General features: G+C 66.5%; 23 protein-coding genes. 3 read left to right on the top strand and 20 right to left on the bottom strand.

The genetic code is table 11. The features are described 5' to 3' along the window. From ACFOPI_RS11675 to ACFOPI_RS11705, 7 genes are read right to left on the bottom strand one after another with little or no spacing between them, the layout of a single operon-like run. Nucleotides 1–753, bottom strand: coding sequence for a lysophospholipid acyltransferase family protein (locus tag ACFOPI_RS11675; protein WP_382174010.1), 753 nt, complete (start codon nucleotides 751–753; stop codon nucleotides 1–3). Next, a complete protein-coding gene (locus ACFOPI_RS11680; RefSeq protein ID WP_382174012.1) occupies nucleotides 750–2087 on the bottom strand; it encodes a dihydroorotase in 1338 nt (445 codons plus the stop codon). The genes ACFOPI_RS11675 and ACFOPI_RS11680 overlap by 4 nt, the downstream gene beginning before the upstream one ends. After that, nucleotides 2084–3214, bottom strand: coding sequence for a histidinol-phosphate transaminase (gene hisC, locus ACFOPI_RS11685; protein WP_382174014.1), 1131 nt, complete (start codon nucleotides 3212–3214; stop codon nucleotides 2084–2086). Before hisC ends, ACFOPI_RS11680 begins: the two co-directional genes overlap by 4 nt. Beyond that, nucleotides 3211–4167, bottom strand: a complete 957-nt coding sequence (locus ACFOPI_RS11690; protein WP_382174015.1) for an aspartate carbamoyltransferase catalytic subunit — start codon at nucleotides 4165–4167, stop codon at nucleotides 3211–3213. Before ACFOPI_RS11690 ends, hisC begins: the two co-directional genes overlap by 4 nt. Nucleotide 4168: 1 nt before the next feature. Further along, on the bottom strand, nucleotides 4169–4684 hold the full coding sequence (gene pyrR / locus ACFOPI_RS11695) for a bifunctional pyr operon transcriptional regulator/uracil phosphoribosyltransferase PyrR (RefSeq protein WP_382174017.1): 516 nt from the start codon (nucleotides 4682–4684) through the stop codon (nucleotides 4169–4171). Beyond that, nucleotides 4681–5100 carry a Holliday junction resolvase RuvX gene (ruvX, locus tag ACFOPI_RS11700; protein WP_382174019.1) on the bottom strand — a complete coding sequence of 140 codons (420 nt, stop codon included), beginning with the start codon at nucleotides 5098–5100 and terminating at the stop codon, nucleotides 4681–4683. The genes pyrR and ruvX overlap by 4 nt, the downstream gene beginning before the upstream one ends. After that, a complete protein-coding gene (locus ACFOPI_RS11705) occupies nucleotides 5084–5674 on the bottom strand; it encodes a YqgE/AlgH family protein (protein ID WP_382174021.1) in 591 nt (196 codons plus the stop codon). The genes ruvX and ACFOPI_RS11705 overlap by 17 nt, the downstream gene beginning before the upstream one ends. Before the next feature lie 55 nt (nucleotides 5675–5729). On the opposite strand from ACFOPI_RS11705, the gene ACFOPI_RS11710 reads away from it, so the two are divergent. Continuing rightward, on the top strand, nucleotides 5730–7199 hold the full coding sequence (locus ACFOPI_RS11710) for a cryptochrome/photolyase family protein (protein ID WP_382174023.1): 1470 nt from the start codon (nucleotides 5730–5732) through the stop codon (nucleotides 7197–7199). A gap of 32 nt (nucleotides 7200–7231) precedes the next feature. Here the strand turns inward: ACFOPI_RS11710 and ACFOPI_RS11715 are convergent, their stop codons facing one another. From ACFOPI_RS11715 to ACFOPI_RS11740, 6 genes are all read right to left on the bottom strand, one after another. Beyond that, nucleotides 7232–13336 carry a hybrid sensor histidine kinase/response regulator gene (locus ACFOPI_RS11715; protein ID WP_382174025.1) on the bottom strand — a complete coding sequence of 2035 codons (6105 nt, stop codon included), beginning with the start codon at nucleotides 13334–13336 and terminating at the stop codon, nucleotides 7232–7234. Nucleotides 13337–13359: 23 nt separating this feature from the next. Further along, entirely contained in the window at nucleotides 13360–15588 is a 2229-nt protein-coding gene (locus ACFOPI_RS11720) for a methyl-accepting chemotaxis protein (RefSeq protein WP_382174027.1), read from the bottom strand. A 123-nt stretch (nucleotides 15589–15711) separates the two neighbouring features. Further along, on the bottom strand, nucleotides 15712–16251 hold the full coding sequence (locus tag ACFOPI_RS11725) for a chemotaxis protein CheW (RefSeq protein ID WP_382174029.1): 540 nt from the start codon (nucleotides 16249–16251) through the stop codon (nucleotides 15712–15714). A 28-nt stretch (nucleotides 16252–16279) separates the two neighbouring features. Continuing rightward, entirely contained in the window at nucleotides 16280–16645 is a 366-nt protein-coding gene (locus ACFOPI_RS11730) for a response regulator (protein WP_066158730.1), read from the bottom strand. Continuing rightward, nucleotides 16645–17040 carry a response regulator gene (locus tag ACFOPI_RS11735; RefSeq protein WP_066255881.1) on the bottom strand — a complete coding sequence of 132 codons (396 nt, stop codon included), beginning with the start codon at nucleotides 17038–17040 and terminating at the stop codon, nucleotides 16645–16647. Before ACFOPI_RS11735 ends, ACFOPI_RS11730 begins: the two co-directional genes overlap by 1 nt. Before the next feature lie 76 nt (nucleotides 17041–17116). Then, a complete protein-coding gene (locus tag ACFOPI_RS11740) occupies nucleotides 17117–17290 on the bottom strand; it encodes a rubredoxin (protein WP_066158881.1) in 174 nt (57 codons plus the stop codon). Nucleotides 17291–17417: 127 nt separating this feature from the next. On the opposite strand from ACFOPI_RS11740, the gene thiD reads away from it, so the two are divergent. After that, entirely contained in the window at nucleotides 17418–18368 is a 951-nt protein-coding gene (thiD, locus tag ACFOPI_RS11745) for a bifunctional hydroxymethylpyrimidine kinase/phosphomethylpyrimidine kinase (protein ID WP_382174031.1), read from the top strand. Nucleotides 18369–18379: 11 nt separating this feature from the next. Then, entirely contained in the window at nucleotides 18380–19678 is a 1299-nt protein-coding gene (gene hemL, locus ACFOPI_RS11750; RefSeq protein WP_382174033.1) for a glutamate-1-semialdehyde 2,1-aminomutase, read from the top strand. Nucleotides 19679–19705: 27 nt separating this feature from the next. On the opposite strand, the gene ACFOPI_RS11755 is transcribed toward hemL, so the two are convergent. From ACFOPI_RS11755 to dusB, 7 genes are all read right to left on the bottom strand, one after another. Then, a complete protein-coding gene (locus ACFOPI_RS11755) occupies nucleotides 19706–20701 on the bottom strand; it encodes an SGNH/GDSL hydrolase family protein (protein WP_382174035.1) in 996 nt (331 codons plus the stop codon). Nucleotides 20702–20705: 4 nt separating this feature from the next. Further along, on the bottom strand, nucleotides 20706–22541 hold the full coding sequence (locus ACFOPI_RS11760; RefSeq protein ID WP_382174037.1) for a carbamoyltransferase family protein: 1836 nt from the start codon (nucleotides 22539–22541) through the stop codon (nucleotides 20706–20708). Between the two features lie 3 nt (nucleotides 22542–22544). Further along, complete coding sequence (locus ACFOPI_RS11765; protein WP_308328397.1) at nucleotides 22545–22697, bottom strand: DUF5989 family protein; 153 nt, start codon at nucleotides 22695–22697, stop codon at nucleotides 22545–22547. Between the two features lie 8 nt (nucleotides 22698–22705). After that, nucleotides 22706–23122 carry an SxtJ family membrane protein gene (locus ACFOPI_RS11770; RefSeq protein ID WP_382174039.1) on the bottom strand — a complete coding sequence of 139 codons (417 nt, stop codon included), beginning with the start codon at nucleotides 23120–23122 and terminating at the stop codon, nucleotides 22706–22708. Between the two features lie 151 nt (nucleotides 23123–23273). Beyond that, nucleotides 23274–24872: a bifunctional phosphoribosylaminoimidazolecarboxamide formyltransferase/IMP cyclohydrolase gene (purH, locus tag ACFOPI_RS11775; protein WP_382174041.1), complete on the bottom strand. Its 1599-nt coding sequence runs from the start codon at nucleotides 24870–24872 to the stop codon at nucleotides 23274–23276. Between the two features lie 50 nt (nucleotides 24873–24922). Further along, on the bottom strand, nucleotides 24923–25159 hold the full coding sequence (locus tag ACFOPI_RS11780) for a helix-turn-helix domain-containing protein (protein WP_382174043.1): 237 nt from the start codon (nucleotides 25157–25159) through the stop codon (nucleotides 24923–24925). Continuing rightward, nucleotides 25156–26196, bottom strand: coding sequence for a tRNA dihydrouridine synthase DusB (gene dusB / locus ACFOPI_RS11785; protein ID WP_382174045.1), 1041 nt, complete (start codon nucleotides 26194–26196; stop codon nucleotides 25156–25158). Before dusB ends, ACFOPI_RS11780 begins: the two co-directional genes overlap by 4 nt. Between the last annotated feature and the right edge of the window lie 73 nt (nucleotides 26197–26269).

A 26269-nucleotide genomic window follows, 5' to 3' on the forward strand; every position in this document is an offset into this window, starting at 1 on the left:
TCAACCTTCGCGCAGCGTCACCACTGCTTCGCGAAGGTCTTGCGCCCAGGTGCGGCGGTCGCGGCCCTGGGCGCGCTGCGGCTCGCCGTAGTGCACCACCGCCACCACATCGGTGGCGCGCAGGGTGTTCCACAGCGATTGCAGCAGTGTGGTGTCGCCGATGAACAGCGGTGCGTCGTGGCGCTGCCCGTGCACCGGATCGACATAGCTCAGCCCCACCGGCAGCACCGGCGCTTCGGCCGCGATCGCGGCCTGGATCAGGTTGGCGTGGAAGGGCAGCAGGGTCTGGCCATCACCGGTGGTGCCTTCGGGAAACACCGCGAGGATGTCGCCCCCGCGCAGATGCTCTGCCATCTTGTGCACCACGCGCATGGCATCGCGCCGGCTCTCGCGTTCGATGTAGAGCGTGCCCACGCCGGTGACCAGCGCACCGATCACGGGCCAGGCCTTGACGTCGGCCTTGGACACGAAGTGCGATGGTCGCGCCGCGTTCATGACCAGGATGTCGAGCCAGGAGATGTGGTTGGCCACCACCAGCAGCGGGCCGTGCGCCGGCGGCGTGCCGCGCACCTGCAGCGTGACGCCCAGGATGCCCAGCATCTGGCGGGTCCACTCGCGCACCAGCAGGTCGGTGGCGTCGGGCGTGAGCTTGCCGAACTCGCTGCGGATGATCCACAGGCCGTGCAGCACATGGCCCAGGGCGCGCACGATGCGCCACCCCGCGGCCAGGGCCGAACGTCGCCGGCCGCTCACGCCGCGGCCCGCGCCGTCTCGTAGGCGACCTGGCCGGCCACCAGGGTGGCGCGCACGCGCACCGGCATCTCGTGGCCTTCGAACGGCGTGTGCTTGCCCTGGCTGCGCAGGGCCGCCGGGTCCACCGCCCAGCTGGCGTTGGGGTCGAACAGGCAGAGGTCGGCCGAACCACCGACGCTGATCTGGCCCACGCTGTGCTGCAGCGTGCCCAGTGCGCCGCCCAGCACGGCCTGCGGGCCGCTGGTGAGCACGGTCAGCGCCTGCATCAGGCCCAGACCGTCCTGCTGCGCCCATTTGGCGGCCAGGCCCAGCAGCAGCTCTACCGCAGTGGCACCGGGCTCGGCTTCGGCGAAGGGCAGCACCTTGGCGTCGGCGTCCACCGGGTTGTGGTCGGACACCAGGGCGTCGATGGTGCCGTCGGCCAGCCCCGCGCGCAGGGCCTCGCGGTCTCGCTGTTGGCGCAGCGGCGGCTGCAGGCGCATGCGGCTGTCGTAGAAGCCGATGTCCACGTCGGTCAGGTGCAGGTTGTGCACGCTCACGTCGCAGCTCACCGGCAGGCCCTCGGCCTTGGCCTGACGCACCAGATCCAGGCCCGCGGCGCTGCTGATACGGCACAGGTGCACGTGCACGCCCTTCTCGCCCGCCGCCTTGGCCGCGCCGTGCACGCCGCGCAGCAGCTCGAACAGGGTGTGCAGCGCAATGGTTTCGGCCGCGGCCGGCACCCCGGCCAGGCCCATGCGGGTGGCGAGCGGCCCACTGGCGGCCACACCCTTGCCGAGCCAGAAATCCTGCGGGCGCAGCCACACGGTGTAGCCGAAGGTGGCGGCGTACTGCAGCGCGCGCTGCAGCACCTGCGAGTTGACGATGGGCACCTCGGCCTGGCCGAAGCCGATGCAGCCAGACTCGGTGAGCTCGGCCATCTCGGTCAGCACCTCGCCCTTGAGGCCGCGCGTGAGCGCGCCCAGCGGGAACACGCGCGACTGGTGCAGCTTCTCGGCGCGGAACTTGAGCATGTCCACCAGGCCCGGCTCGTCCAGCACCGGTTCGGTGTCGGGCGGGCAGACCAGCGACGTGACGCCGCCAGCCACGGCCGCAGCCATTTCGCTCTCCAGCATGGCCGCATGTTCCTGGCCCGGTTCGCGCAGGCGCACCGACAAATCGACCAGGCCCGGGGCGACCACCAGCCCCGAGGCGTCGATGCTGCGGTTGGGGTGGAAGTCGGGCGCGACCTTGCCGATGGCGATGATGCGGCCCGCCGCAATCGCGATGTCGGCCAGCTCGTCGCGGCCGGTGGCCGGGTCCATGACGCGGCCGTTCTGGATCAGGATCTTCATGGTGTGCCTATCGGTGCGGAGATCGGTGCCCCGGCGGAAGAGGACGTGGACAGGATGTGCCGCAGCGCATCGACCAGGGCTTCGCACTCGGCCTGGGTGCCGATGGTGATGCGCAGGTGGTTGTCGATGCGGGGCTGTTTGAAGTGGCGCACGAGGATGCGCCGCTCGCGCAGGGCGCTGAACAGTTCGGCCGCGCGCGCGCTGGCGTGGCGCACGAACAGGAAGTTGGCGCTCGACGGCAGGCAATGAAAACCCATGCCGTCAAGCTGCTGCACCAGCCACTGGCGGCTGGTGGCGATGCGCGCCGACAGCGCCTGCAGGTGCTCGTCGTCCTCGATGGCCGCCTGCGCGCCGGCCAAGGCGAGGCGGTCCAGCGGGTAGGAGTTGAAGCTGTCTTTGACCACATGCAGCGCTTCGATCAGCGAGGCGTGCCCCATGGCGAAACCGACCCGCAGCCCGGCCAGCGCGGCCGACTTGGACAGCGTGCGCACCACCAGCAGCTGTGGGAAACGCCCGATCAGTGCCACAGCGCTCTCCGCGCCGAAATCCACGTAGGCTTCGTCGATCACCACCACCGAGCCCGGGTTGCCTTCGAGCAGCTGGGTCAGTTCGGCCAGGGACAACGCGATGCCCGTCGGCGCATTGGGGTTGGGCAGCACGATGCCGCCGTTGCCGCGCCGGTAGTCGGCCACGCGCACGCGAAACGACTCGTCCAGCGGCACCGGCTGCGGCTCGATGCCGTAGAGCGCGCAGTACACCGGGTAGAACGAGTAGCTGACGTCCGGGAACAGCACCGGCCGGCCGTGGCGCAGCAGGGCGCAGAACGCGTGGGCCAGCACTTCGTCGGAACCATTGCCGACGAACACCTGCTCGGGCGTGAGTCCGAAGCGCTTGGCAATGGTCTGGCGCAAGGCCAGCGCAGTGGGGTCCGGGTAGAGGCGCAGCCGTTCGTCGGCCGCCTCGCGCACCGCGTCGAGCACGCGCGGCGAAGGCGGGTACGGGCACTCGTTGGTGTTGAGCTTGATCCAGCCCGTGCCCTGGGGCTGTTCGCCGGGCACATAGGCGCGCAGCCCGCGCACCGCGGGGCTCCAGAGCGCACGCGCAGCGGCCTCTTTCCTGGAGCTCATGCCTCGTTCCCGGCCACGATGCCCAGCACGGCCATGCGCACGGCGATGCCGAAGGTGACCTGCGGCAGGATCACGCTCTGCGGCCCGTCGACCACGGCGGACTCGATCTCGACGCCGCGGTTGATCGGTCCCGGGTGCATGACGATGGCGTCGGGCTTGGCCCAGCGCAGGCGCTCGGTGGTCAGGCCGAAGCTTTTGAAATACTCCTGGCTCGACGGCAGCAGCGCGCCGCTCATGCGCTCGTTCTGCAGGCGCAGGGTGATGACCACGTCGCAGTCCTTGATGCCTTCTTCGAGCGTGTGGCAGACGCGCACGCCCAGTTGCGACAGGTCGCTGGGCACCAGGGTGCGCGGGCCGACCACGCGCACGTCGGGGCAGCCCAGCGTGGTCAGGGCGTGGATGTCGGAACGTGCCACGCGCGAGTGCAGCACGTCGCCGACGATGGCCACCGACAGGTTGGTGAAGTCCTTCTTGTAGTGCCGGATGGTGTACATATCCAGCAGACCCTGCGTGGGGTGCGCGTGGCGGCCGTCCCCGGCGTTGACCACGTGGACATGCGGCGCCACGTGCTGCGAGATCAGGTAGGGCGCACCCGATTCGCTGTGCCGCACCACGAAGATGTCGGCTGCCATGGCGGACAGGTTGGCAATCGTGTCCAGCAGCGATTCGCCCTTGGCGGTGGAGCTGCGCGCGATGTCCAGCGTGTACACGTCGGCCGACAGGCGCGTGGCCGCGATGTCGAAGGTGGTGCGGGTGCGCGTGCTGTTCTCAAAGAACAGGTTGAACACGCTCTTGCCGCGCAGCAGCGGCACCTTCTTGACCTCGCGGTCGCTCACGCTCACGAAGCTGGACGCGGTGTCGAGGATGTGCGTGAGGATGTCGCGCGAAAGGCCTTCGGTCGAGAGCAGGTGGATCAGCTCGCCGTTCTTGTTCAGCTGGGGGTTGCGTGGCACGTCAGTTTTCCTTGGTTTCCAGCACGAATCGGAAGCGCCCCTCGTCGTCGCGCGCCAGTTCCAGCAACTGGTTGGCGGGCAGGGTCATGGTGGCGGCACAGACATTGGCCTGGATGGGCAGCTCGCGGCCGCCGCGATCGACCAGCACCGCCAGCTGCACACTTGCGGGGCGGCCATAGTCGAACAGCTCGTTGATCACCGCACGCAGGGTGCGACCGGTGTAGAGCACGTCGTCGATCAGCACCACGTTCGCACCGTCCACCTCATAGGGCAGTACGGTCTGGGCCGATATCGACAGGCCGCGCTGCGCGAAGTCGTCTCGGTGCATGGACGAGGAGATCACGCCGGCGTCGCCAGGCAGTTGCAGGTCGCGCTGCAGGCGCTCGGCCAGCCAGGCACCGCCCGAGGTGATGCCGGCCAGCACCGCAGGTTGCGGGGTGGCAGCGATCAGCGCCCGGACGCCTTCGCGCAGCTCGGCATAGAGCAGCTCGGCGTCGAGCTGGATGTTTTGGGTCACGGCAGGCTCCTCAGAAACTGTTCCAGGATGATGCAGGCGCTGGCCGCATCGGCGTCCTTGGCCCCCAGTGCGTGGGCCTCGGTGGTCGAGTAGCGCTCGTCGACCTCGTACACCGGGAGGCCGTGGCGGCCGCGCAGGCGGCGCGCGAACTTCTGTGCGCGCAAGGTGTTCTCGTGGGGCGCCCCGTCGGGGTGGAAGGGCACGCCGACGACGAGGGCGTCGGGCTGCCACTCCTTGATGCGCTCGGCGACTTTCACGAAGCGCGCGTCGCCTTCGGCTGCAATGGTGGCCTGGGGCGTGGCGGTGCGGGTCAGGCGGTTGCCGCTGGCCACACCGGTGCGCTTGAGTCCGAAGTCAAAGGCCAGAAAGGTCTGGCAGGCGGCCGGCACGTCCATGGCGTCAGGCGTGCCCGGCATCGGGGGACAGCATCCAGGGCGCCAGACCCAGCAGGCCCATCGCCTTTTCGTAGCGTTGCTCCACCGGCGTGTCGAAGATCAGTGCCGGGTCGGCGGCCACCGTGAGCCAGCTGTTCTCGGTGATTTCGGATTCGAGCTGCCCTTCGCCCCAGGACGCATAGCCGAGCGAGACCAACACCTTGCGCGGTCCCGCGCCGGAGGCGATGGCTTCGAGCACATCGCGCGAGGTCGTCATCTCCAGCCCGCCGGGAATCGACAGCGTGGACGCGTAGACCGACTCGCCCTCGCCCGCATCAATGGCCTCGTGCAGCACGAAGCCGCGCTCGGTCTGCACCGGACCGCCCTGGAACACCGGCTGGTCGCGCAGATCGTCGCGTCCCAGCACCAGATCGACTTTGGCGAAAAGGCCAGGCAGCAGGATGTCGGAAGGCTTGTTGATCACGAGTCCGAGCGCGCCACGCTCGCTGTGTTCGCACATGAACACCACGCTGCGGCCGAACAGCTCGTCGTTCAGCCCGGGCATTGCAATCAGGAAGTGATTGGTGAGATTGATCGGGGCAGAATCCGCAGACATGGCGCAATTTTAAGCGGCGGCCCGTGCCCGCCCCGCCCCCACCTGGCAGCACCCGATGACACGCTACGACAGAGGACTGATGTGGTTCCGGCGCGACCTGCGGGTGCAGGACAATGCCGCACTCCACCATGCGCTCAAGCACTGCCGCCAGGTCTGGTGCGTGTTCGTGTTCGACACCGAGATCCTCGACCCGCTGCCCCGCGCCGACCGACGGGTGGAGTTCATCCACGCCAGCGTGCTCGAACTCGATGCCGAGCTGCGCGCCCTGGGCGCCCGGCACGGTCGCGAGCGCACCGGCCTCATCGTGCGGCACGCCGCGGCGCGCGAGGACATCCCGCGGCTGGCCCGGCAGCTGCACGTGCAGGCGGTGTTCACGAACCACGACGACGAGCCCGCGGCGCTGGCCCGCGATGCCCAGGTGCTGGGTGCGCTGGCGCACGCTGGCGTCATGCTGCACAGCCACAAGGACCATGTGATCTTCGAGCGTCGCGAGGTGCTGACCCAGGCCGGCCAACCCTTCGGCGTGTTCACGCCGTACAAGAACGCCTGGCTGCGCAAGATCGAACCGTTTTTCCTCAAGGCCTACCCGGTCGACAAGTACTCAACAGCCTTCGCGCCCCTGCCCGAGGCGATGGATGGGCCGATGCCGCGCCTCTCCGATCTGGACTTCGAAACCACCAATCTGTCGAAGCTGCCCATGCCCACCGGCGCCAGCGGCGCCCAGACCCTGCTGGCAGATTTCATGGACCGCATCGAGCGCTACGACACAGCGCGCGACTTTCCAGCGATCAAGGGCCCGAGCTACCTGAGCGTGCACCTGCGCTTCGGCACCGTGTCCGCGCGCCAGCTGGCCTCGCTGGCCTGGCAGATGCACCTGCAGGACATGAAGGGGGCCAGCACCTGGCTGTCGGAGCTGATCTGGCGCGACTTCTACCACCAGATCCTGGCCAACTTTCCGCACGTGGTCGGCAACGCCTTCCGCCCCGAGTACGACAAGGTGCGCTTCGAACATGGCAAACACGCACAGTCGCTGTTCACGGCCTGGTGCGAGGGCCGCACCGGTTACCCGCTAGTGGACGCGGCCATGGCCCAGATCAACCAGACCGGTTACATGCACAACCGGCTGCGCATGGTGGTGGCCAGCTTCCTGGTGAAGGATCTGGGCATCGACTGGCGCTGGGGTGAACGGTATTTCGCGGAGAAGCTGATCGACTTCGACCTGGCCGCCAACAACGGCGGCTGGCAGTGGGCGGCCTCCACCGGTTGCGACGCCCAGCCCTGGTTCCGCATCTTCAACCCGGTAACGCAGAGCGAAAAATTCGATCCGCAGGGCAAATTCATCCGCCGGTATCTGCCCCAGCTGGCCGGGCTCTCGGACGCGGCGATCCACGCCCCCTGGAAGGCGCCTGAACTGGAACTGGTGGCGGCGGACGTGCGCCTGGGCCAGAACTACCCGAACCCGATCGTCGACCACGCCATTGCCCGCGAGCGCACGCTGGAACGCTATGCGGTGGTCAAGCGCTGACCCGGGCCGTCAGGCCGCCAACCGCCCGTTGATCAGGCGTTGGCAGCAGCCTGTGCGTAGTTCGCCACCAGGGCCAGCAGCTCGTCTTCCGAGTAGGGCTTGCCCAGGTAGTGGTCCACGCCCAGCTCGCGGGCGTGCTCACGGTGCTTTTCCGCGATGCGCGATGTGATCATGATCACCGGCAGGTCGGACAGGCGCGGATCGTTGCGGATGTTGCGCACGAGGTCGAAGCCGTCCATGCGCGGCATCTCGATGTCCGACAGCACCACGGTCGGGCGCTCCTGCTGCAGGCGCTCCAGTGCCTGCAGCCCGTCGGCGGCCAGCGTCACGCGGTAGCCTTCGCGCTGCAGCAGGCGCTGCGTCACGCGGCGCACCGTGATCGAGTCGTCGACCACCAGCACCAGCGGCACGGCGCTGACAGCCGCCTCGACCTGCAGTTCGGGGGTGCCCTCGGAAGACGCGGCGTCGCGGTGCAGCCGGCCCTCGATCCAGGGTTGCACCTGGTCACCGTACACCGTGGCCAGCGCCACCGGGTTGTAGATCAGCGCCACCGCGCCAGACGCCAACACCGACATGCCGGCCAGACCGGGCAGGCGCGACAGCTGAGGTCCGAGGTTCTTCACCACGACTTCCTGGTTGCCCAGAACCTCGTCCACGTGCATCGCCACGCGCTGCGCCGCGCTTCGGAAAATCACCACTGGCAGCGTGCGGGTCTGTGTTTCCAGAGACTTCGGTGTCGACTGGAGCAAGGCCCCCGCCCAGTAGAACGGCACTTCCTCACCGCCCACCGTGAGGGTCTTCCTTGCGTAAGCCTGCTCCAGCTCGGCAGCGCTGACGCGGCGAACCAGTTCGACCTGCGTCGACGGCACACCGACCGTCAGCTCACCAGCGCGCAGCATCACCACCTGCGTCACAGCGGTGGTCAGCGGCAGCACGAGCTTGAAGCTGGTGCCCTGACCGGCCTGCGAATGGGTCTCGATGCGACCACCGAGCGCCACCACGTCGTTACGGACCACATCCATGCCGACACCGCGCCCCGCCAGAGAGGACACCTCGGCAGCCGTGCTCAGGCCGGGGGTGTAGATCAGTTGCGCCGCTTCATCATCCGACAGCACCGCGTCTGCGGGCACCAGCCCCTGGGCCAAGGCCTTTTCGCGCAGACGCGCCAGATCGATACCCGCGCCGTCGTCCTCGAACGTCACCGAGACGTCGTTGAGCTCCTGGGCCAGCCGGATCTCGATGTGACCCTCGGCGGGCTTGCCCTTTTCAAGCCGGCGCTCGGGTGACTCGATGCCATGCACCACGCTGTTGCGCAGCAGGTGCTCGAACGCCGCCGTCATCCGGTCCAGCACGCCACGATCCATTTCAATGTGACCGCCCGTGATGTCCAGCCGCACCTGCTTGCCGGTCTCCTTCGAGGCCTGCCGCACCACGCGGTACAGGCGCTCGGAAATGCCTTCGAACTCCACCATGCGGGTGCGCAACAGGTCGCGCTGCAACTCGCGGGTCTGGCGCCCCTGCGCGACCAGCCCGTCCTCGGTCGCTTCGACCGCCCGCTGCAGGTTGCGCTGCACCGTGGCCACGTCGTTCACCGACTCCGCCATCATGCGGGTCAGTTCCTGGACGCGCGTGAAACGATCAAACTCGAGCGGGTCGAACGCGAGTTCGGCATCGCGCGCCTGCGCCAGGCGCGACTGCATCTGTGTTTCGGCCTGCAGCTCAATGTCTCGCAGCTGGTGGCGCAGACGGTCCAGGTTACCCGTCAGATCCTTGAGTGAGCCGCGCAGGGTCACCAGCTGAGACTCCATCCGCGAGCGCGTGATCATGACCTCACCGGTCTGGTTCATCAGCCGGTCCAGCAGCTCGGGGCGCACCCGGACGGCGGCTCCTGCACGCTGCGGCACTGGTACCGGCGCCTGCTGGAGGGACAGACCGCTCAGGCCAGCGCTTTGAGATACGGGCACCGGGGCGGCCACTTCCGGCGAGGCCACGGCGCCTCCAGAGCCCTCCGCGACCTCGTCCACGACCGTGATCGACAGCGGTGGCTCGGTGGCGTGTTCCGGCGCGGTCTGCACCACGCCATGAGAGGCGGGATCGGTGCTGCGGAGCAGATCGAAGCGGGCGCACAGGGCATCGTAGGCGGACTGCAGGGGCTCCAGCTCCCCGGTCTGCGGGGTGTCGGTGCCCAGGCGTTCGACCGAGGTTTCCATCCGGTGCGCCATCTCGCCCAGGCGCAAGGCGCCCGCCAGCCGGGCGCTGCCCTTGAGCGTGTGCAGGTTGCGAAGCACCTCGGCACGGGCACTGCCGTTGTCCGGTCGTGCAATCCACTGGCGCAGGGCGCCGCCCAGCAAAGGCAGCAACTCCTGTGCTTCGTCGGAGAAGATCGGGAACAGGTCGACATCGATTGTGTCCATCTCGTCGATGTCGTCGTCGATGTCCTGAACAGGCCCCCTGGGCTCGTCCATTTCTGATAAGGGCGACAGCACCGTGTCGTCGTCCGCCAGAACGAGCGGCTCGGCGTCAAAGACCTCGGGCTCTGCGTGCAGTGGCTCAACCTCCACCACCGCGGCAGGCTCCACGGTTTCGACCGGGGTCTCGGCATCCACTGAGGACGCATCCCATGGCGTGTTCGCATCAGCGTCCAGTGACGACTCATCGGTCGCGGGCTCGCTGATGGCGTCCGACTCGGTCGGCGTGGGCAGGTGCAACAAGGCCTCCAGGCCCGACAGCAGCTCGGGATTGGGTTCCTTGTAGAAACCAGCTGCAAACTGGTGCAGCAGACGGCGGATGTCCTCGGCGGCGGCCACGAAGAGCTGCGCCTGTGCATCGGTCGCCGGCTGGCCCGCGCGCTGGTGCGAGCCGACCAGCGCCAGTGCGTGCTCCAACGCGCGTGCAATGTCCGACAGCGGCTGGAAGCCGACCGTCGCCGAGCTTCCGGCCAGCGAATGGGCCAGCGCCTCGGCCTGATCGGGCAGATGTTCGTGCCGCTCCAGCGACCACTCGGACAACGCCACGCCAAGCCGACGTGACCATTCGTCGGCCTCGTTGAGATAGACGTTGTAGAGGCGGATGCCGATCCGCAGCGGCCCGATGGCACGGGTCTGCTCGTCGAGCATCTCGTCCGCCACAGCATCGGAAGGCGCGTCAACCTCTGCCGCGTCCACTGCCTGAGCGACCGGCGCCTCGTCGTCCTGGGCCGGCTCCGAAACGCTCATGGGCTCGTCAATCAGCGCCGGCTCCGGCGTCGCCACAGCGTCGGGCTCCATCACCTGCACACTGTCCGGTTCGGCTGGATTGAACAGCGCGGCAGGCATGGAGTCCTGCAAATCCTGCGCCTGGGGAAGTTCCGCTTCCAGATCGAGCGAGATCTCGTCGAAGATGGACGGGTTCTCGTCCGCGGGGTCCGTCTGCGCAGGCGGCGCCGTCTCGTCGGTGCTCGCCACGAATTCGACCGAATCGGTGAGAGGTGCATGCTCCGACGGCACCGACCCAGGAAGATCAAACTCCATCACCTGGGCGTCGCTAGGCGCTGGCGCGGCCATGTCCACCGCAGGCGCGTCTTGCGCTTCAACCTCGATCGACGTCACCGGCTCTTCGGTCGCCGGCTCGGTCAGTTCCACCACCTCGACAGCCTCCACCGCGGACTCTGCCCCGGTGCCAGCCAACGGCAGGTGTTCGCGTCGATCGCGCCAGGCCTGGGCGCTGTTGCGGAAGGGCTGTGCCTTCCAGTGCGCGTCCTGGTTCTGGTCAATGTCTTCTACCCAGCGGCCCAGCTCGGTCATCGCCTCCTGCGCCAGCGACAGCAGCGCCGGTTCGGCAGGTCGCTGCTCGGCCAACACAGAGTTGAGAACCTGTTCCATCGCCCAGGCAGCCTCACCGAACTCACCCAACCCGACCATGCGGGAGCTGCCCTTGAGGGTGTGAAATGCACGGCGCAGGATCGTCAGCTGCTCCAGTTGACCGGGCTCGTGGCGCAGCGCCTTGAGCGCGGCCAGTCCGTTACCCACCACTTCACGACCTTCCTCCAGGAAGATGTCGCGCAGATCGTCTTCGCCATCGTCATCGAGCGGCGTGCTGGCTGGGACCGCCTGCTCCACAGGCGCCGCCGGTACACCCGACTGAGCCAGTCCCACCAGTGCCTGGGCACCAGCGGCTGCGTCGTTGCCTACCACGGCCTGCGCCGCCTCACGGGCGGCACGTGCCACACCTTCCTGTTCGGCCAGCGATGCCTGGTCGGCCAGAGAGCCGAGCTGCTCGCTCAGCTCGGCCAGGTCCACATTGTTCTGGGCGCCTTCGACCACGCGCTGGACGTCCTGGCTCAGCGCCTCGGCCGCGTGCTGGGAAGGGAGGGCCACCGACACTTCCGGTGCCATTCGTCCCATGAGCGGCCGGAGCTCGCCCGCCTCGTCATCGAACACGAACAGCTTCTTCGCCAGCGCTGGCTGGTAGTTCAGCATGTCCACGAGGAAGCTCAAGGCACTGAGGTTGTTGCCCAGCTGCTGGAAGGTCCCAGCCTCTCGGGCCATGTCCTCGTCGATTTCGGTGTCCAGGATCTGCTCGACGGTCGCACGCATGCGGGTGACGGTCTGCACCGCCTGTTCAAGCCCCAGCACCGAGAGCACGCCGCGCATTTGCACCAGCTGGGACACCGCCACGTGCAGGCCCGCCTTTTCTTTCGGTGCCCGGAAGAACTGGTCCAGCGACTTTTCCGCCTCGCCCAGAGCCACCTTGAGTTCGCCGACCACGCTGCCCAGCGTCTGGCGATCACTGACGCGACGGTAGAGCTGCTCCATCCACGGCTCGAGTGGCTGAGCGGGCTCACCCGCCAACACCTTCTCCAGACGATCGGCCAACAGCTGGGTGCGGTCGGTCAGGGCCGCATCGTTGGGATCGAAGTCGTCGAACGCCGCTTCCAGATACAGGGTGGTGGTCGCGACCTCCATCGACAGCTCGGGCTTGACGTTCCCGGGGGAACGCGCCACGTGCTCGGCAGCCTTGACGAGCGAACGGGCCAGACCGGTGCTGGCCGGATGCAGCTTGAGCAGCGACTCGCCGATCAGGGTGTACTGGTCGAGCACCGACCGCGCACGACTCAGATCACCGCCCGCCAGCAGCGACCAGGACTCCTTGCCCGCGTTGATCCGCTTGCGGGCCTGCACCAGCAACGCGGGATCGAAACGCCCCAGCGTGGCCTGGTTGTAGTCCACCGGTGCGGCATCGCTCAGACCGAACGCGGCGCGCACCGCTTCGAGGTGGGGTGCGGGTGTGCCGGGCACAGGACGCGCCTGGGCACAGAAGAACAAAAGGTCGTGCAGCAGCGTCTCGGACACATCGGCGCGCGCACCGCCCTGCACCAGACCGGCCAGTTGCAGCAGGATGCGGGAGGCCGCCCTCTTCGCGTAGACATCCGGGGCGATAAGGTTCTGTGACAAACCCTCGAAGTAGGCCGCAGCCGCTCTCCAGAAGGTGATCGCACGAGGCTGCTGAGCACCAACGGCCAGACTGGCACACATGCGAGAGAGTTGTGTCGAGGCCGCGCGGCTGTTGGTCTTGACCACCAGCAGCACGAGCCGGTCGAACAGCGAGCGCACCTGCGGGTCCACCTTCATCGGCGGCACCCCGGCGGGCGCAGGTACTTCCACGCCGCGCCGGTCAAACGACCACAGGTCGGCCGGATGGACGCGCTCGGCACCGGCCAGTTCCTGCACCTCGCGGTACTGGCTGAACAGCGCCACCGGCGGCACCGGCTTGCCGTTCAGCACCGCCTCAAGGTACTCGATCAGGGCGAAGCTCGCGCGCTCGACCTTCCCTGCTGCCTCATCGGTGCAACTGAGCGGGCGCTGCACGAACCGCTGGACAGCCGCCTCCATGCCCCGCAGCACCTGAGCTGGCGCCGCGAGACCCACCACCTCCAGCGCACCCACCGCCTGGTGGAGCTGCTGCCGGGCCACGCGCAAGGACCCGGGGTCGACCGCTTCCAGGTCGCTGTGGCGCGCCTGCTCGGACTCCCGGATGAATCGCCGGATGGCCTTGTTGGCGCCCTCCAGTGACTTGCGCAACTCCTCGAACACCCAGGCCAGCGGCCCCAGGTCGTTGAGAGGCGTATCGGTCGGGGCGTGATCTTGGGTATCGAGCATGATGGGTCGGGCCTGACGGCCGATCAGGCGATCTTGAATCGGGCCACCGATTGCCTCAGTTCCTCGGCCATGGAGGACAGCTCACGCACCTGCGCAGCGGTCGAACGCGTACCTTCACCGGTCTGCTCGGTCACCGCGAAGATGTGCTGGATGTTGCCGGCCACTTCGTTGGCAGATTCGGCTTCGCGGAGCGTGGCGGTGGAGATCTGCTCAATCAGCTCGGCCAGACGGCGCGAAACGCGGTCGATCTCGGACAGGGCAGTACCGGCGTTGTCGGACAGCTTGGCTCCTTCCACCACACCCTGCGTGGAGCGCTCCATGGCGGCCACTGCGTCCTGCGTGTCGGTCTGAATCGCCTTCACCAGCGCAGCAATCTGGCGGGTGGCATCCGCGGAGCGTTCGGCCAGACGCTGCACTTCTTCCGCCACCACCGAGAAGCCGCGACCGGCTTCACCGGCCGATGCGGCCTGGATGGCGGCGTTCAGGGCCAGCACGTTGGTCTGCTCGGTAATGTCGGAAATCAGCTCGGTGATTTCACCAATCTCCTGCGACGACTCACCCAGTCGTTTGATGCGCTTGGAGGTTTCCTGGATCTGGTCGCGGATGGCGTTCATGCCGCCGATGGCGTCCTGCACAGCCTGCAGACCGGACTCGGCGGCTTGCAGCGACGAGCGGGCCACACGGGCCGATTCCTGCGCCTGGCCGGACACGTCGTTGATGCGCTGCGCCATGTCCAGCACCGACTGACCGGTCTCACGGATCTCGCGCAGCTGTTCGGTGGACGCCGCCAGCAGCTCGGTCGAAGTGCTTTCCACCGCCGACGTGGTCTGCGCCACCCGGGTAGCCGTGGCCTGCACGTTGCCCACCAGCGAGCGCAGTTCTTCCACCGTGTAGTTCACCGAGTCGGCGATGGCGCCGGTGATGTCTTCCGTCACCGTGGCCTCCTGCGTCAGGTCGCCTTCGGCCACCGTCTGCAGTTCGTTCATCAGCCGCAGAATGGCGGCCTGGTTGGCATCGTTGACGCGCTTGGCATCCTGCTGTTGGGCTTCTGCAGCCACACGCTGGCTTTCGGCGATCAGCTGGCGCTGGCGGCTTTCAAGCAGCTGGACATACGCCAGTGCCGCGCCGCAGGCCAGAGCAAAAAGAGCCGACGCCACCATGGCGAACAGCTCACCCCCGCCCAGACCGGAAGCGGCGGACAGCTGGCTTTGCAGGGTTTCCAGCCCCGTGCGCAGCGGCTCGCTGTCGCCGATCACGCCGGCCTGCGCTTCACGTGCAGCCACCAGGCCTTGCAGGTTGCCCAGGATGGCGCCTGCGTCGGTGCGGGTCTGCTCGTACAGCTTCAGCAAGGCTTCCAGCCGCTCGCGGATCTGGGGATCGGTGGTGGATTTCAGGCGCAGCTCGGCGCTGCCGTTGAGCAAGCCCTCGGCGATTTCCTTGAAAGTGTTCAAGTCCTTGCCCAGCAGGAACACGGCCTCGGGACTTACGCCTTCCATGGTCAGGAACTCGTTCGCCGATTTGCCGATGCGCTGCGTCAGCATCACCAACTGGCCCGCCGCAGAGATTTCGGTCGGGGCGGCGCCAAGTTGCAGCTTCAGCGAAGACACCGTTTCAGCAATTTCCAGAAGGTCGGACGACTGGCGGTTGATGGAGCGAAGCGCGTCACCCACCTGGGTCAGGATCTTCTGCTGCGACAGCACCACGCCAGCATTGCGCTCGGCGGAATCCACCTTGGGCAGCAACTCACCCAGCAGCCCCTCAAACTCGGGACCCAGAGGGCTCAGCCCCAGAGCGTCATCACCCTGCTTGAAGCCACGCACGTTGCGAGACAGCACGTCGGCACTGTCCTTCACCTCGGCAAAAGCCGCCGGGTTGCCAATCAGGGCCTGGGACACACTCTTGGCCAGCCGCTGCGACTGCATGAGCGCCTGACCGCTGGCGGCCACCTGCTGACCCACTTTCTCGGTCTTGTTCAGCACGAAGAACACCACCGCCGTCAGCAGCACCACCGCAAACAACAGCAAGGTACCCAAGGTGCGGCGATGCTGCTCCGCACTTCGCCGGCCGAGCACCGGCAGGCTGAGCACCCCAAGCTCCAGGTCGGCCGGATCCGGGCCGTCGGTGCTCAGGCGGCTCTCCGCAAAATCTGCATCGTTGCGCGACTCCGCGAGCCGCTCGGCAGCGATGCGGGCCACATCCTGTTCGGCGAGGTCGCTCAGATCGGGATCGTCGGCCCCGTTCTTGCGGAACATCCCCTGGATTCGATCAAGCATGGCCATGAAACAACCTTCCAACAGAAAAGACGGGATCCAACGGGATCCGCTCACACGTTATTGATGACGACCTGCCACCCGTGCACCGCATGGCGATGCACATCAGGCCGCGATGGCGAGAAACTCCGGGTCATGGGACAGCGCCTGAAGGTTCAGCTCCTGCCACTCCTGACCATCCTTGTCGGTGAACCGGCGAGCAAACCAGGCAGGCGCCTGAGCATCCCGCTCCATCACTGCCGCAAACATGGAGGGGTTGCGCAGCCCCAGCAGGCGGTCGATCCACAGCACGGCATTCACACCCAGCGCGGAATGCAGGCTGACGAGGCGCGACTCCGACGTCACGCGATCAGACACCCTGGCGGCAGAAGCCACAGCGAGCCGCCCTGACAGCAGCGCCAGATCAACCACACCGTGCAAACCGCCCCGGAGACTGGCCACCCCCGCGTACCACCGCTTGGTGTACGGGACGGTCTGCAGACTGGTCCAAGGAAAAATCTCGCCCGACTGAACCAGCGGCACCAGGAAACGCCCGCCGCCGGCCTCCAAAGCAAGCCAGGAGGCCGAGGCTCCCTCGGTTCTGGCCGCGGTCAGGCGCTCCGCGAGGCGCACCTGAAGGTCTTTGAGGGATTGACGGTTGGCCATGCGTTCAGTCGTTCACCCGGTTGCCGCGTCAACCGAGAGCACGGATCTTGGAGATCAGTTCTTCTGCGTTGACGGGCTTGGTCACGTAGTCGCGTGCACCCTGGCGCATTCCCCAGACGCGGTCCGTCTCTTGGTTTTTGCTGGTGCACATGATGATGGGGATATCGGAATATTGGGGGTCGCGGGTGATGGCCCGCGTCAGCTGAAATCCATTCTGACCGGGCATCACCACGTCCATCAGGATCAATTCCGGCTTTTCCTCCCCGAGCCGACGAAAGGCCTCTTCCGCATTCTCAGCGGTTCGCACCTTGTAGCCATTTTTCACCAACAGATCGGACAGAACCATGAGCTCTGTCTTGGAATCGTCCACAACGAGAATCTTTTGAATCGGCATCATGCGGCTCCGGTGAGTTGGGCGCCAAATTGCTGCACGGCCTGCAGCAGTTGGTCTTTGGTAAATGGTTTGGTGAGGTATTCCTGCGAGCCGACCATGCGGCCGCGCGCCTTGTCGAACACGCCATCTTTGGACGACAGCATCACGACCGGAATGTTGGCGAATCGGGCGTTGCGCTTGATGATTGCGCAAGTCTGGTACCCATCCAGCCGCGGCATCAAGATGTCGCAGAACACGATATCGGGCAGGTAGTCGTTGATCTTGGCCAGCGCATCAAAACCATCCTCCGCGAGCAGCACCTCGTGCCCGCCCTGCTTGAGAAAGATTTCTGCACTGCGACGAATGGTGTTGCTGTCGTCCACCACCAGAACTTTGAATGTGGGCGTCGGATTCACTGCTGGTCGCTCCTGTACGGTGTGGAGGGAAGGTGACGGGGTGCCAGCCCGCAGCATACGCCGCGGCGATGGCGCGTCAGATCTGGACCATCTCGAAATCTTCCTTGCGGGCACCGCACTCAGGGCATGTCCAGTTCATCGGCACATCCGCCCACGCGGTTCCCGGTGCAATACCGTGCTCGGGCGAGCCTGCGGCCTCGTCATAAATCCACCCGCAGATCAGGCACATCCAAGTCTTGGTTTCGGTCATGTCAGCGAAGGCATTGTCATAGAATCCGGCCATTGTATCGAGCCACGGAGGGCCGCCGCTGAGCTCGCGCTGGTGGAAATCCCCAAGGCGCCTGATACCGATCTACGCGTAACACGCTGCGTCCACAATGCCCCAACACCCCGACCCTCCCCTGCCTGCCAGTGCAGTGGAGCCTGGTGAAACTTCGCTGCCATGCGTCATGGTCTTCAACGCCAACGACCCCAGCGGAGCCGGTGGGCTGGCGGCGGACCTGACAGCCATGTCCAGCGCATCCGCCCATGTGCTGGCTGTGGTGACGGGCACCTATGTCCGGGACACCTCGGAGATCCACGACCACTTCGCTTTCGATGAAGAGGCGGTCACCGACCAGGCCCGCTGCGCTCTGGAGGACATGCCGGTCAAGGCCTTCAAGGTCGGTTTTGTCGGCAACCCGGAGAACCTCAGCGCGATCGCCGGCATCACCACCGACTACGCCGATGTCCCGGTAGTCACCTACATGCCGGACCTGTCCTGGTGGGACGAGCTTGCCATCGAGACCTACCTCGACGCCTGTGTCGAGCTGCTGCTGCCACAGACCACCGTGCTGGTCGGCAACCACAGCACCCTCTGCCGCTGGCTGCTGCCCGAGTGGGAGGGCGACCGTCCGCCCAACGCCCGCGAGGTGGCCCGGGCGGCGGCAGTGCATGGTGTGCCCTACACCCTGGTGACCGGATTCAACGCGGCCGACCAGTACCTCGAGAGCCACCTGGCCAGCCCAGAAGCCGTGCTGGCCACTGCCCGCTACGAACGCTTCGAAGCCACCTTCGGCGGCGCGGGTGACACGCTGTCCGCCGCACTGTGTGCCCTGATCGCCGCTGGCGCCGACCTGCAATCGGCCTGCGCCGAGGCGCTGACCTATCTGGACCAGTGTCTGGACGCCGGTTTCCAGCCTGGCATGGGTCACGCCGTTCCCGACCGGCTGTTCTGGGCACATGAAGACGAAGGCGACGAAGCCCAGGAAGGCGCCGCCAGCGAAACACCTTCGCCGGACAGCCAGCTGGACGCCGACGACTTTCCCCTGGACACCACCAAGCACTGAACGAACCACCCATGAGCGACCGCAACCTTGACCTTTTCGAACGCGCCAAGCAACTGATCCCCGGCGGCGTGAACTCCCCGGTGCGCGCCTTCCGCGCGGTCGGTGGCACGCCGCGTTTCGTGCAGCGCGCCCAGGGTGCCTACTTCTGGGACGCCAACAGCAAGAAATACATCGACTACATCGGCTCCTGGGGCCCGATGATCCTGGGCCATGGCCACCCCGCTGTGCTGGAAGCGGTGCAGAAGGCCGCCATGGAAGGCTTCTCCTTCGGCGCACCCACCGAGCGCGAAGTCGAGCTGGCCGAAGAGATCGTCAAGCTGGTGCCCAGCCTGGAGATGGTGCGCCTGGTGAGCTCGGGCACCGAAGCTGGCATGAGCACGATCCGCCTGGCGCGTGGCGCCACCGGCCGCAAGACCATCATCAAGTTCGAAGGCTGCTACCACGGCCATGCCGACGCCCTGCTGGTCAAGGCCGGTTCGGGCCTGGCCACCTTCGGCAACCCCACCAGCGCCGGGGTGCCGCCCGAGGTGGTGCAGCACACCCTGGTCCTCGAATACAACAATGTGGCACAGATCGAAGCCGCGTTCGCCGAGCACGGTGCCGACATCGCCTGCGTGATCATCGAGCCGATCGCTGGGAACATGAACTTCGTGCGCGCCAGCGTGCCCTTCGTCAAGCGCATCCGCGAACTGTGCACTCAGCACGGCGCGCTCTTCGTGTTCGACGAGGTGATGACGGGCTTCCGCGTCGGTCTGGGCAGCGCGCAAGGCCACTATGCGTCGCTGATTCCCGGCTTTGAACCCGACATGACGGTGATGGGCAAGGTGATCGGTGGCGGCATGCCACTGGCAGCGTTCGGCGGCAAGCGCGCGGTGATGGAACACCTCGCTCCGCTGGGCGGGGTCTACCAGGCCGGCACGCTGTCGGGCAACCCGGTGGCCACGGCCTGCGGTCTGGCCACGCTGAAAGAAATCCAGAAGCCAGGCTTCTTCGAGGCCCTGTCGGCCACCACGCGCTCGCTGGTCGACGGCCTGAAGGCAGCCGCCGATGCCGAAGGTGTGCCGTTCAGTGTGGACTGCCAGGGCGGCATGTTCGGCTTCTTCCTGATGCCCGAGCTCCCCCAGAACTACGCGACCGTGATGCAGACCGAGGGTGCGAAGTTCAACCAGCTGTTCCATGGTCTGCTGGACCGCGGCGTGTACATCGCGCCGGCCCTGTACGAAGCCGGCTTTGTGAGCGCGGCGCACACTGCGGACGACATCGCGGCCACGGTCGCGGCGGCGCGCAAGGTGTTCGCCTTACTCCGGTAACGGCCCCGCTGTCCGCCTGCGGCCGCCTCAGGGCGCGGGGGACTTGAGGCCGTCGGCGATCAGAGGCGAGAGGATCTGCGCCAAGTGCTCATGCCCCTGAGGGTTGAGGTGGTCGTCGATGCGGTAGTAGTCCGAGCGCTTCAGCAGGGCCTGGCTGTCCAGCACCACCACGTCCAGACCGGGAACCTGCTGTGACAGGGCCGCTTCGAATGTGCTCTTGAAGCGAGGGTGGTTGAAGCCGTAGCCGCTGGACTCGAACACGATGAGCTTCTTGCCTTCGAGCACTGGGCGGTAGCGCGCGACGACCTTGGCGAAGTTGTCCGCTTCCCAGGGCATGTTGCGCGCCAGACTGCGCGCCTCGAACCGTGCCTTGCTCTTGTAGTCGCCCTTGTAGATCGCATGCGCCAAGTCCAGCACCGGAGCGATGGGGCCGCGCGCCTTGTTGTCGTGGTAGCGGGCCTGCATGTGCAGCCAGCGCGAGTGGACCTGGCGCAGGAATTCGTCCCGCGTGCTCTCCACCGCCCGCTTGTTCTCGTCCGCGTCGTTGTTGCAGAACTGAAGGACCACCACCTTCGCTCCATCCGAGTAGGCCTTGAGCGACTCCAACTCGCGCAGGGTGGCGTACGAGGAAATGCCGAGGTTTCTGGTGCGGAAGTGGTATCGGGTCCGGAGGACTTCCGCGAAGGTCTCCGAGTCGTTGACGCCAAAGCCCTGGGTGTGCGAGTCCCCGATCAGCACCACATCGGCGGGTGCCCGGGTGTCTGCGTTGCGAAAGCCCTCTTCGTCGAACGTCATCACCGTCTGGTATTCCAGATTGTTCAGAACGCAAGGCCCCGGCTTGGCCTTGTAGCCATACCCCTCATCAGTCCACCGCATGCAAGGTGTTTCCAGGTTGCGCCACGACGCCAGGTACACATCCTGGATCAGGGACGTGCCCAGCACGAGGTACAGCCCCCCGCCGACGATGGCCAGCAAAGGACTCAGCAGCACCAGGTAGAACACCAGGCGCTTGCCCAAGGACAAGGTTTCAGTCGAGTTCGTAGGCATTGCGGTAGTCCCTCAGCAGCGCGGGGTTCTGGTCTTCCTTTCGCATCACGCAGTTGCCCACGGCCAGAAACTCGATGCCGGTGCCCATCAGGCAGTGGAAGGCGTCTTCGGGTGTGCAGACGATCGGTTCGCCACGGACGTTGAACGAGGTGTTCACCAGCACCGGGCAGCCGGTCAAATCCTTGAACCGAGAAATCAGCCGGTGGTAGCGCGGATTCGTGTCAGCGTGAACCGTCTGGATGCGCGCGGAGTAATCCACGTGCGTGATCGCGGGAATCGACGAGCGCGGGATATTGAGCTTGTCGATGCCGAACAGCCGCTGCTGCTCTTCGGTCATCAGCGACTGCCGCTCCTTGGCCACGTCGGCCACCATCAGCATGTAGGGGCTGTCCACGTCGATGTCGAACCAGTCCTGCACGTCCTCGCGCAGCACGCTGGGTGCAAACGGCCGGAAGGACTCCCGGTACTTCACCTTCAGATTGAGCTGCTTCTGGACCGAGGGTGAGCGGGGGTCGGCCAGGATCGAACGGCCACCCAGCGCCCGGGGGCCGAACTCCATGCGGCCCTGGTGCCAGCCCACAGCGCAGCCGCGGGCCAGCGCGTCGGCGGTGGCGTCGATCAGGGCGTCGTCGTCCAGCGTGGTGAAGACCGCCCCTGCCTGGCGCAGGCGGGACTCGATGTCGTCCTGCGCAAACGACGGGCCCAGGTACGACCCGCTCATGGTGTCGCCCCGGCCCACGGACCTGGGTTGGCCCAGCAGGATGTGGTGAGCGCCCAGGGCCGCGCCGATCGCGCCACCCGCATCGCCCGATGCGGGCTGCACCCAGATGTGTTCGAAGACCCGCTCGCGCAACAGCTTGCCATTGGCCACGCAGTTGAGCGCCACGCCACCGGCCAGGCACAGGTTGCGCTGCCCGGTGCTCTTGCGAATGCCCTTCGCCAGCTTGATCACCACTTCTTCGGTGACCGCCTGGACCGAGGCCGCCAGGTCCATCTCGCGCTGCGTGAGCTGGGCCTCTGCCTTGCGCGCCGGCCCACCGAACAGCTCGTCGAAGCGGCTGTTGGTCATGGTCAGGCCGGTGCAGTAGTCGAAATAGGCCATGTTCAGCCGGAACGAGCCGTCTTCTCGCAGGTCGATCAGGTGTTCCTTGATCTTGTCGGCGAAACGCGGCTCGCCATAGGGCGCCAGACCCATGACCTTGTATTCGCCGGAGTTGACCTTGAAGCCGGTGTAGTGGGTGAAGGCCGAGTACAGCAGTCCCAGCGAATGGGGAAAGTGGATCTCGCGGTGGATCTCCAGGCTTTTGCCCTTGCCGATCGCCAGCGAGGTGGTGGTCCACTCGCCCACGCCGTCCATGGTGAGCACCGCAGCCTCCTCGAACGGCGAGGGGAAGAATGCCGAAGCCGCGTGGCTGTGGTGGTGCTCGGAGAACAGCAGCCTCGCCGACCAGTCGACACCTGGGTCCAGCTGTTCCTGGAGTTCGCGCACCAGAATGCTCTTCTGGAACAGCTTGTCCTTGATCCACACCGGCAGCGACGTGGCAAAACTCTGGAAGCCCCTGGGAGCAAACGCCAGATAGGTTTCCAGCAGGCGTTCGAACTTCAGGAAGGGCTTGTCATAGAACACCACATGGTCGATGTCGGCGGCCTTGAGCGACGCTTCGGCCAGGCAGTACCGGATGGCCCGCAGTGGAAAGCCGGCGTCGTGCTTTTTGCGGGTGAACCGCTCTTCCTGGGCCGCTGCCACGATGCGTCCGTCCTGCACCAGACAGGCCGCCGAGTCGTGGTAGTAGGCGGAGATTCCGATGATGTTCATCGCTCAGAACAGCGTGTAGATCAGGGGCGCGATGACCGAGGTCTCTGCGGCGATCAGCAGCAGCCCCAGCAACACCACGATCACGATGATGGGTGCGAGCCACACCTTTTTGCGCGAGCGCAGGAACGCCCACAACTCCTTGACGATCTCCAGCATGTCCGACCTCAGAACTGATGTTTGAACGACTCGGGGCGGGGACCCGGCGGCCGCCGGTCCACCCAGTACGAGTGCGCGGAAGGGTCCAGACGCAGCTTCAGCGCGTCCCGCCCCCGCAGGCGCATCACCCAGCCCACGGGCGTGATGAGAAGGAAAAACATGAGGCCGAACACGAGCGGATTGACCACCCGGCCCATCAGCCTGCCCAGTCCCATCCAGGCCTTGCTGAGGGGTGTCAGCTTGCGCGGCGCCCACAGGGCCAGAGCCCCCATGCACAAGGCAGCGGCCACCGCGGCCACGCTCCAGCCAATGACCGCGTGACGGGTCTGCGCAATCACCGCACCGGCCACACACAACGCCATGGCCAGGAAGCCGAACGAACGGTTGAACGAATCGGAAGGAGCGAAGGAAGAAGCAGAACGCATGGCAGGCCTTGTGGGTCACGGGGCAGGGCCGGTCCGGCGCTCAACACCCCGTCACGACGGGTGCCGCGTTTGTATCTGCTGCAACTTATCTCGCTCTTAACAACGCAAAAGGGCTCCGAAGAGCCCTTTTGCGTACAGTCGGGAGCGTGTCTCAGTGGCGGAAGTGGCGCACGCCCGTGAACACCATCGCCACACCACGCTCGTTCGCGGCGTCGATCACCTCCTGATCGCGCATCGAGCCACCGGGCTGGGCCACGCAGGTTGCCCCCGCGTCCACCACCACGTCCAGACCGTCACGGAAGGGGAAGAAGGCGTCGCTCGCCACGACCGTGCCTTGCAGCGACAGCTTGGCGGCCTCGGCCTTGATGCTGGCGATGCGGGCCGAGTCGAGGCGGCTCATCTGGCCAGCACCCACGCCCATGGTCATGCCGTTCTTGCAGAACACGATGGCGTTGGACTTGACGTACTTCGCCACCTTCCAGGCGAACAGCAGGTCCTGAAGTTCTTCCTGCGTCGGCTGCTTGACGGTGACCACCTTGAGGTCGGCCAGCGCCAGTTCGTGGTTGTCGGCCGTCTGCAGCAGCAGACCCGACCCCACGCGCTTGGCGTCCATGGCGTTGCGGCCCTGGTCCCAGGCGCTGGCGCCGCCCTTGGGCAGCGCGATCTTCATCAGGCGCACATTGACCTTGGGCTTGAAGATCTCCAGCGCCTCGGCGGTGAAGTCGGGCGCCATCAGCACCTCGACGAACTGCTTGACCACGGCCTCGGCCGCCGCCTTGTCCACCGTGCGGTTGAAGGCGATGATGCCGCCGAAGGCGCTGGTCGGGTCGGTCTGGAAGGCCTTGGCATACGCCTCATGCGCGTCCTTGCCGATGGCCACGCCGCAGGGGTTGGCGTGCTTGACGATCACGCAGGCCGGCGCCTCGAAGCTCTTGACGCATTCCCAGGCCGCGTCGGCGTCGGCGATGTTGTTGTAGGACAGTTCCTTGCCTTGCAGCTGCACACCGGTGACCAGCGAGCCGGGGGCGGGATACAGGTCGCGGTAGAGCGCGGCCTGCTGGTGGCTGTTCTCGCCGTAGCGCAGGTCCTGCACCTTGATGAATTGTCCGTTGGACTGACCGGGAAACAGACTGCGCGCCGGCACGTAGCTTTCGCTCAGCTTCTCTTCTTCGAACGTCACCGACGACAGGTAGTCGCTGATGGCACCGTCGTACTGGGCAATGCGGTTGAAGGCGGCGACCGACAGCGCGAAGCGCAGCTTGTCGGAGAGCTTGCCGGCGGCCTTGAGTTCGGCGATCACGGCCTGGTACTGGCCGGCGTCGGTGACCACGCCCACGTCCTTCCAGTTCTTGGCCGCGCTGCGCACCATGGCCGGGCCGCCGATGTCGATGTTCTCGATCGCGTCGGCCAGCGTGCAGCCGGCCTTGGCCACGGTGGCTTCAAACGGGTAGAGGTTGACCACCAGCAGGTCGATGGTCTCGATGCCGTACTCCTTCAGCGCTGCCATGTGCTCGGGCAACTCGCGGCGGGCCAGCAGGCCGCCATGCACCTTGGGGTGCAGGGTCTTGACGCGGCCATCCAGCATCTCAGGGAAGTTCGTGACCTCGGCCACTTCGGTGACCGGCAGGCCCTTGTCGGCCAGCAGCTTGGCGGTGCCGCCAGTGGAAAGAAGCGTCACGCCGAGGCTGTGCAGGGCCTGTGCGAATTCGACGATGCCGGTCTTGTCGGAGACGGAGAGAAGTGCGCGCATGGGATGTGCTCTGGGGAGGTTTGAAATTCGGGTGCGGGGACTGGCAGCGCTCAGTCGATAAGTTTGTGTTCGAGCAGCTTCTTGCGCAGCGTGTTGCGATTGAGCCCCAGCCATTGCGCGGCGCGCGACTGGTTGTTCTGCGACTGCTGCATCACGACTTCAAGCAGGGGCTTCTCCACCGCCTTGACCAGCATGTCGTGCAGGCCGGCCGGGTCGGTGCCGTTGAGGTCACGGAAATAGCTTTCGATGCTGGCACGCACACAGTCGTGCAGGTTGTGGTTGCTCATGCTGCCAGTTTCCAGTCTTCTCGGGTCGGGTTGTCTTCTTGTCGGTCTGCGGCGGCCCATGCGTCGAGGCTGTCGCGCACGCAGTCCAGCTGCGCCTGGGCGGTCGTGAGCGCATTGACGCGCTGGCGGAACGTCCCTGCCTCGCCCACGGGCAGGGGCAGCGCCTGGGCATACCAGCCCAGGTGCTTGCGCGCGCTGCGCACGCCGGTGTATTCGCCGTACAGGCTGTAGTGATCTTCCAGGTGATCGAGCAGCCACGACTTGACCTCCATCAGGTCGGGCGCGGGCAGCTCCTGGCCGGTCGCCAGGAAGTGCGCGATCTCGCGGAAGATCCAGGGCCGGCCCTGCGCGGCGCGCCCGATCATGATCGCGTCGGCACCGGTGTGGCGCAGCACCTCGGCCGCCTTGTGCGGGCTGTCGATGTCGCCGTTGGCGACCACGGGAATGCGCACGGCGCGCTTGATCGCGGCCACGGTGTCGTGCTCGGCAAAGCCTTTGTAGCCCTGCTCGCGGGTTCGGCCATGCACGGTCAGCATCTGCACGCCGGCGGCTTCGGCGGCCTTCGCAATCACCGGCGCGTTCTTCACGTTGGCGCACCAGCCGGTGCGCATCTTGAGCGTGACCGGCACGCCCTGCGGCGCAGCCGCTTCGACCACCGCCTCGACGATCTGCAGCGCCAGCGCCTCGTCCTGCATCAGGGCCGAGCCGGCCCACTTGTTGCAGACCTTCTTGGCCGGGCAGCCCATGTTGATGTCGATGATCTGCGCGCCGCGGTCGATGTTGTAGCGCGCGGCGTCAGCCATCATCTGCGCGTCGGTGCCGGCGATCTGCACCGCGATGGGCCCTGGTTCGCCGCTGTGGTCGGCGCGGCGCGAGGTCTTGAGGCTGTCCTGCAGATCGGGCCGGCTGGTCACCATCTCGCTGACCGCATACCCCGCGCCCAACCGCTTGCACAGCTTGCGGAACGGCCGGTCCGTCACCCCCGCCATGGGCGCAACGAACAGGGCATTCTGCAGGGTGTACGGACCCAGTTGCATGGCGATGGGAGAATGGTCTGGAGGGTGGGTGTCGCGGCGAAGGCGGCGTCGCCCGCGCGAAGGGGATGCGCAT

Origin of the sequence: Hydrogenophaga luteola (assembly GCF_042648585.1) — a bacterium.
Taxonomy (GTDB): Bacteria; Pseudomonadota; Gammaproteobacteria; order Burkholderiales; family Burkholderiaceae_C; genus Hydrogenophaga; species Hydrogenophaga luteola.

Excerpts from the sequence above, each read along its gene's own strand:
- ACFOPI_RS11680 (WP_382174012.1), bottom strand. The coding sequence starts at position 2,087 with ATGAAGATCCTGATCCAGAACGGCCGCGTCATGGACCCGGCCACCGGC.
- hisC (WP_382174014.1), bottom strand. The coding sequence starts at position 3,214 with ATGAGCTCCAGGAAAGAGGCCGCTGCGCGTGCGCTCTGGAGCCCCGCG.
- ruvX (WP_382174019.1), bottom strand. The coding sequence starts at position 5,100 with ATGCCGGGCACGCCTGACGCCATGGACGTGCCGGCCGCCTGCCAGACC.
- ACFOPI_RS11705 (WP_382174021.1), bottom strand. The coding sequence starts at position 5,674 with ATGTCTGCGGATTCTGCCCCGATCAATCTCACCAATCACTTCCTGATT.
- ACFOPI_RS11710 (WP_382174023.1), top strand. The coding sequence starts at position 5,730 with ATGACACGCTACGACAGAGGACTGATGTGGTTCCGGCGCGACCTGCGG.
- ACFOPI_RS11715 (WP_382174025.1), bottom strand. The coding sequence starts at position 13,336 with ATGCTCGATACCCAAGATCACGCCCCGACCGATACGCCTCTCAACGAC.
- ACFOPI_RS11720 (WP_382174027.1), bottom strand. The coding sequence starts at position 15,588 with ATGTTCCGCAAGAACGGGGCCGACGATCCCGATCTGAGCGACCTCGCC.
- ACFOPI_RS11725 (WP_382174029.1), bottom strand. The coding sequence starts at position 16,251 with ATGGCCAACCGTCAATCCCTCAAAGACCTTCAGGTGCGCCTCGCGGAG.
- ACFOPI_RS11730 (WP_066158730.1), bottom strand. The coding sequence starts at position 16,645 with ATGCCGATTCAAAAGATTCTCGTTGTGGACGATTCCAAGACAGAGCTC.
- ACFOPI_RS11740 (WP_066158881.1), bottom strand. The coding sequence starts at position 17,290 with ATGACCGAAACCAAGACTTGGATGTGCCTGATCTGCGGGTGGATTTAT.
- thiD (WP_382174031.1), top strand. The coding sequence starts at position 17,418 with ATGCCCCAACACCCCGACCCTCCCCTGCCTGCCAGTGCAGTGGAGCCT.
- hemL (WP_382174033.1), top strand. The coding sequence starts at position 18,380 with ATGAGCGACCGCAACCTTGACCTTTTCGAACGCGCCAAGCAACTGATC.
- ACFOPI_RS11760 (WP_382174037.1), bottom strand. The coding sequence starts at position 22,541 with ATGAACATCATCGGAATCTCCGCCTACTACCACGACTCGGCGGCCTGT.
- ACFOPI_RS11765 (WP_308328397.1), bottom strand. The coding sequence starts at position 22,697 with ATGCTGGAGATCGTCAAGGAGTTGTGGGCGTTCCTGCGCTCGCGCAAA.
- ACFOPI_RS11770 (WP_382174039.1), bottom strand. The coding sequence starts at position 23,122 with ATGCGTTCTGCTTCTTCCTTCGCTCCTTCCGATTCGTTCAACCGTTCG.
- purH (WP_382174041.1), bottom strand. The coding sequence starts at position 24,872 with ATGCGCGCACTTCTCTCCGTCTCCGACAAGACCGGCATCGTCGAATTC.
- ACFOPI_RS11780 (WP_382174043.1), bottom strand. The coding sequence starts at position 25,159 with ATGAGCAACCACAACCTGCACGACTGTGTGCGTGCCAGCATCGAAAGC.
- dusB (WP_382174045.1), bottom strand. The coding sequence starts at position 26,196 with ATGCAACTGGGTCCGTACACCCTGCAGAATGCCCTGTTCGTTGCGCCC.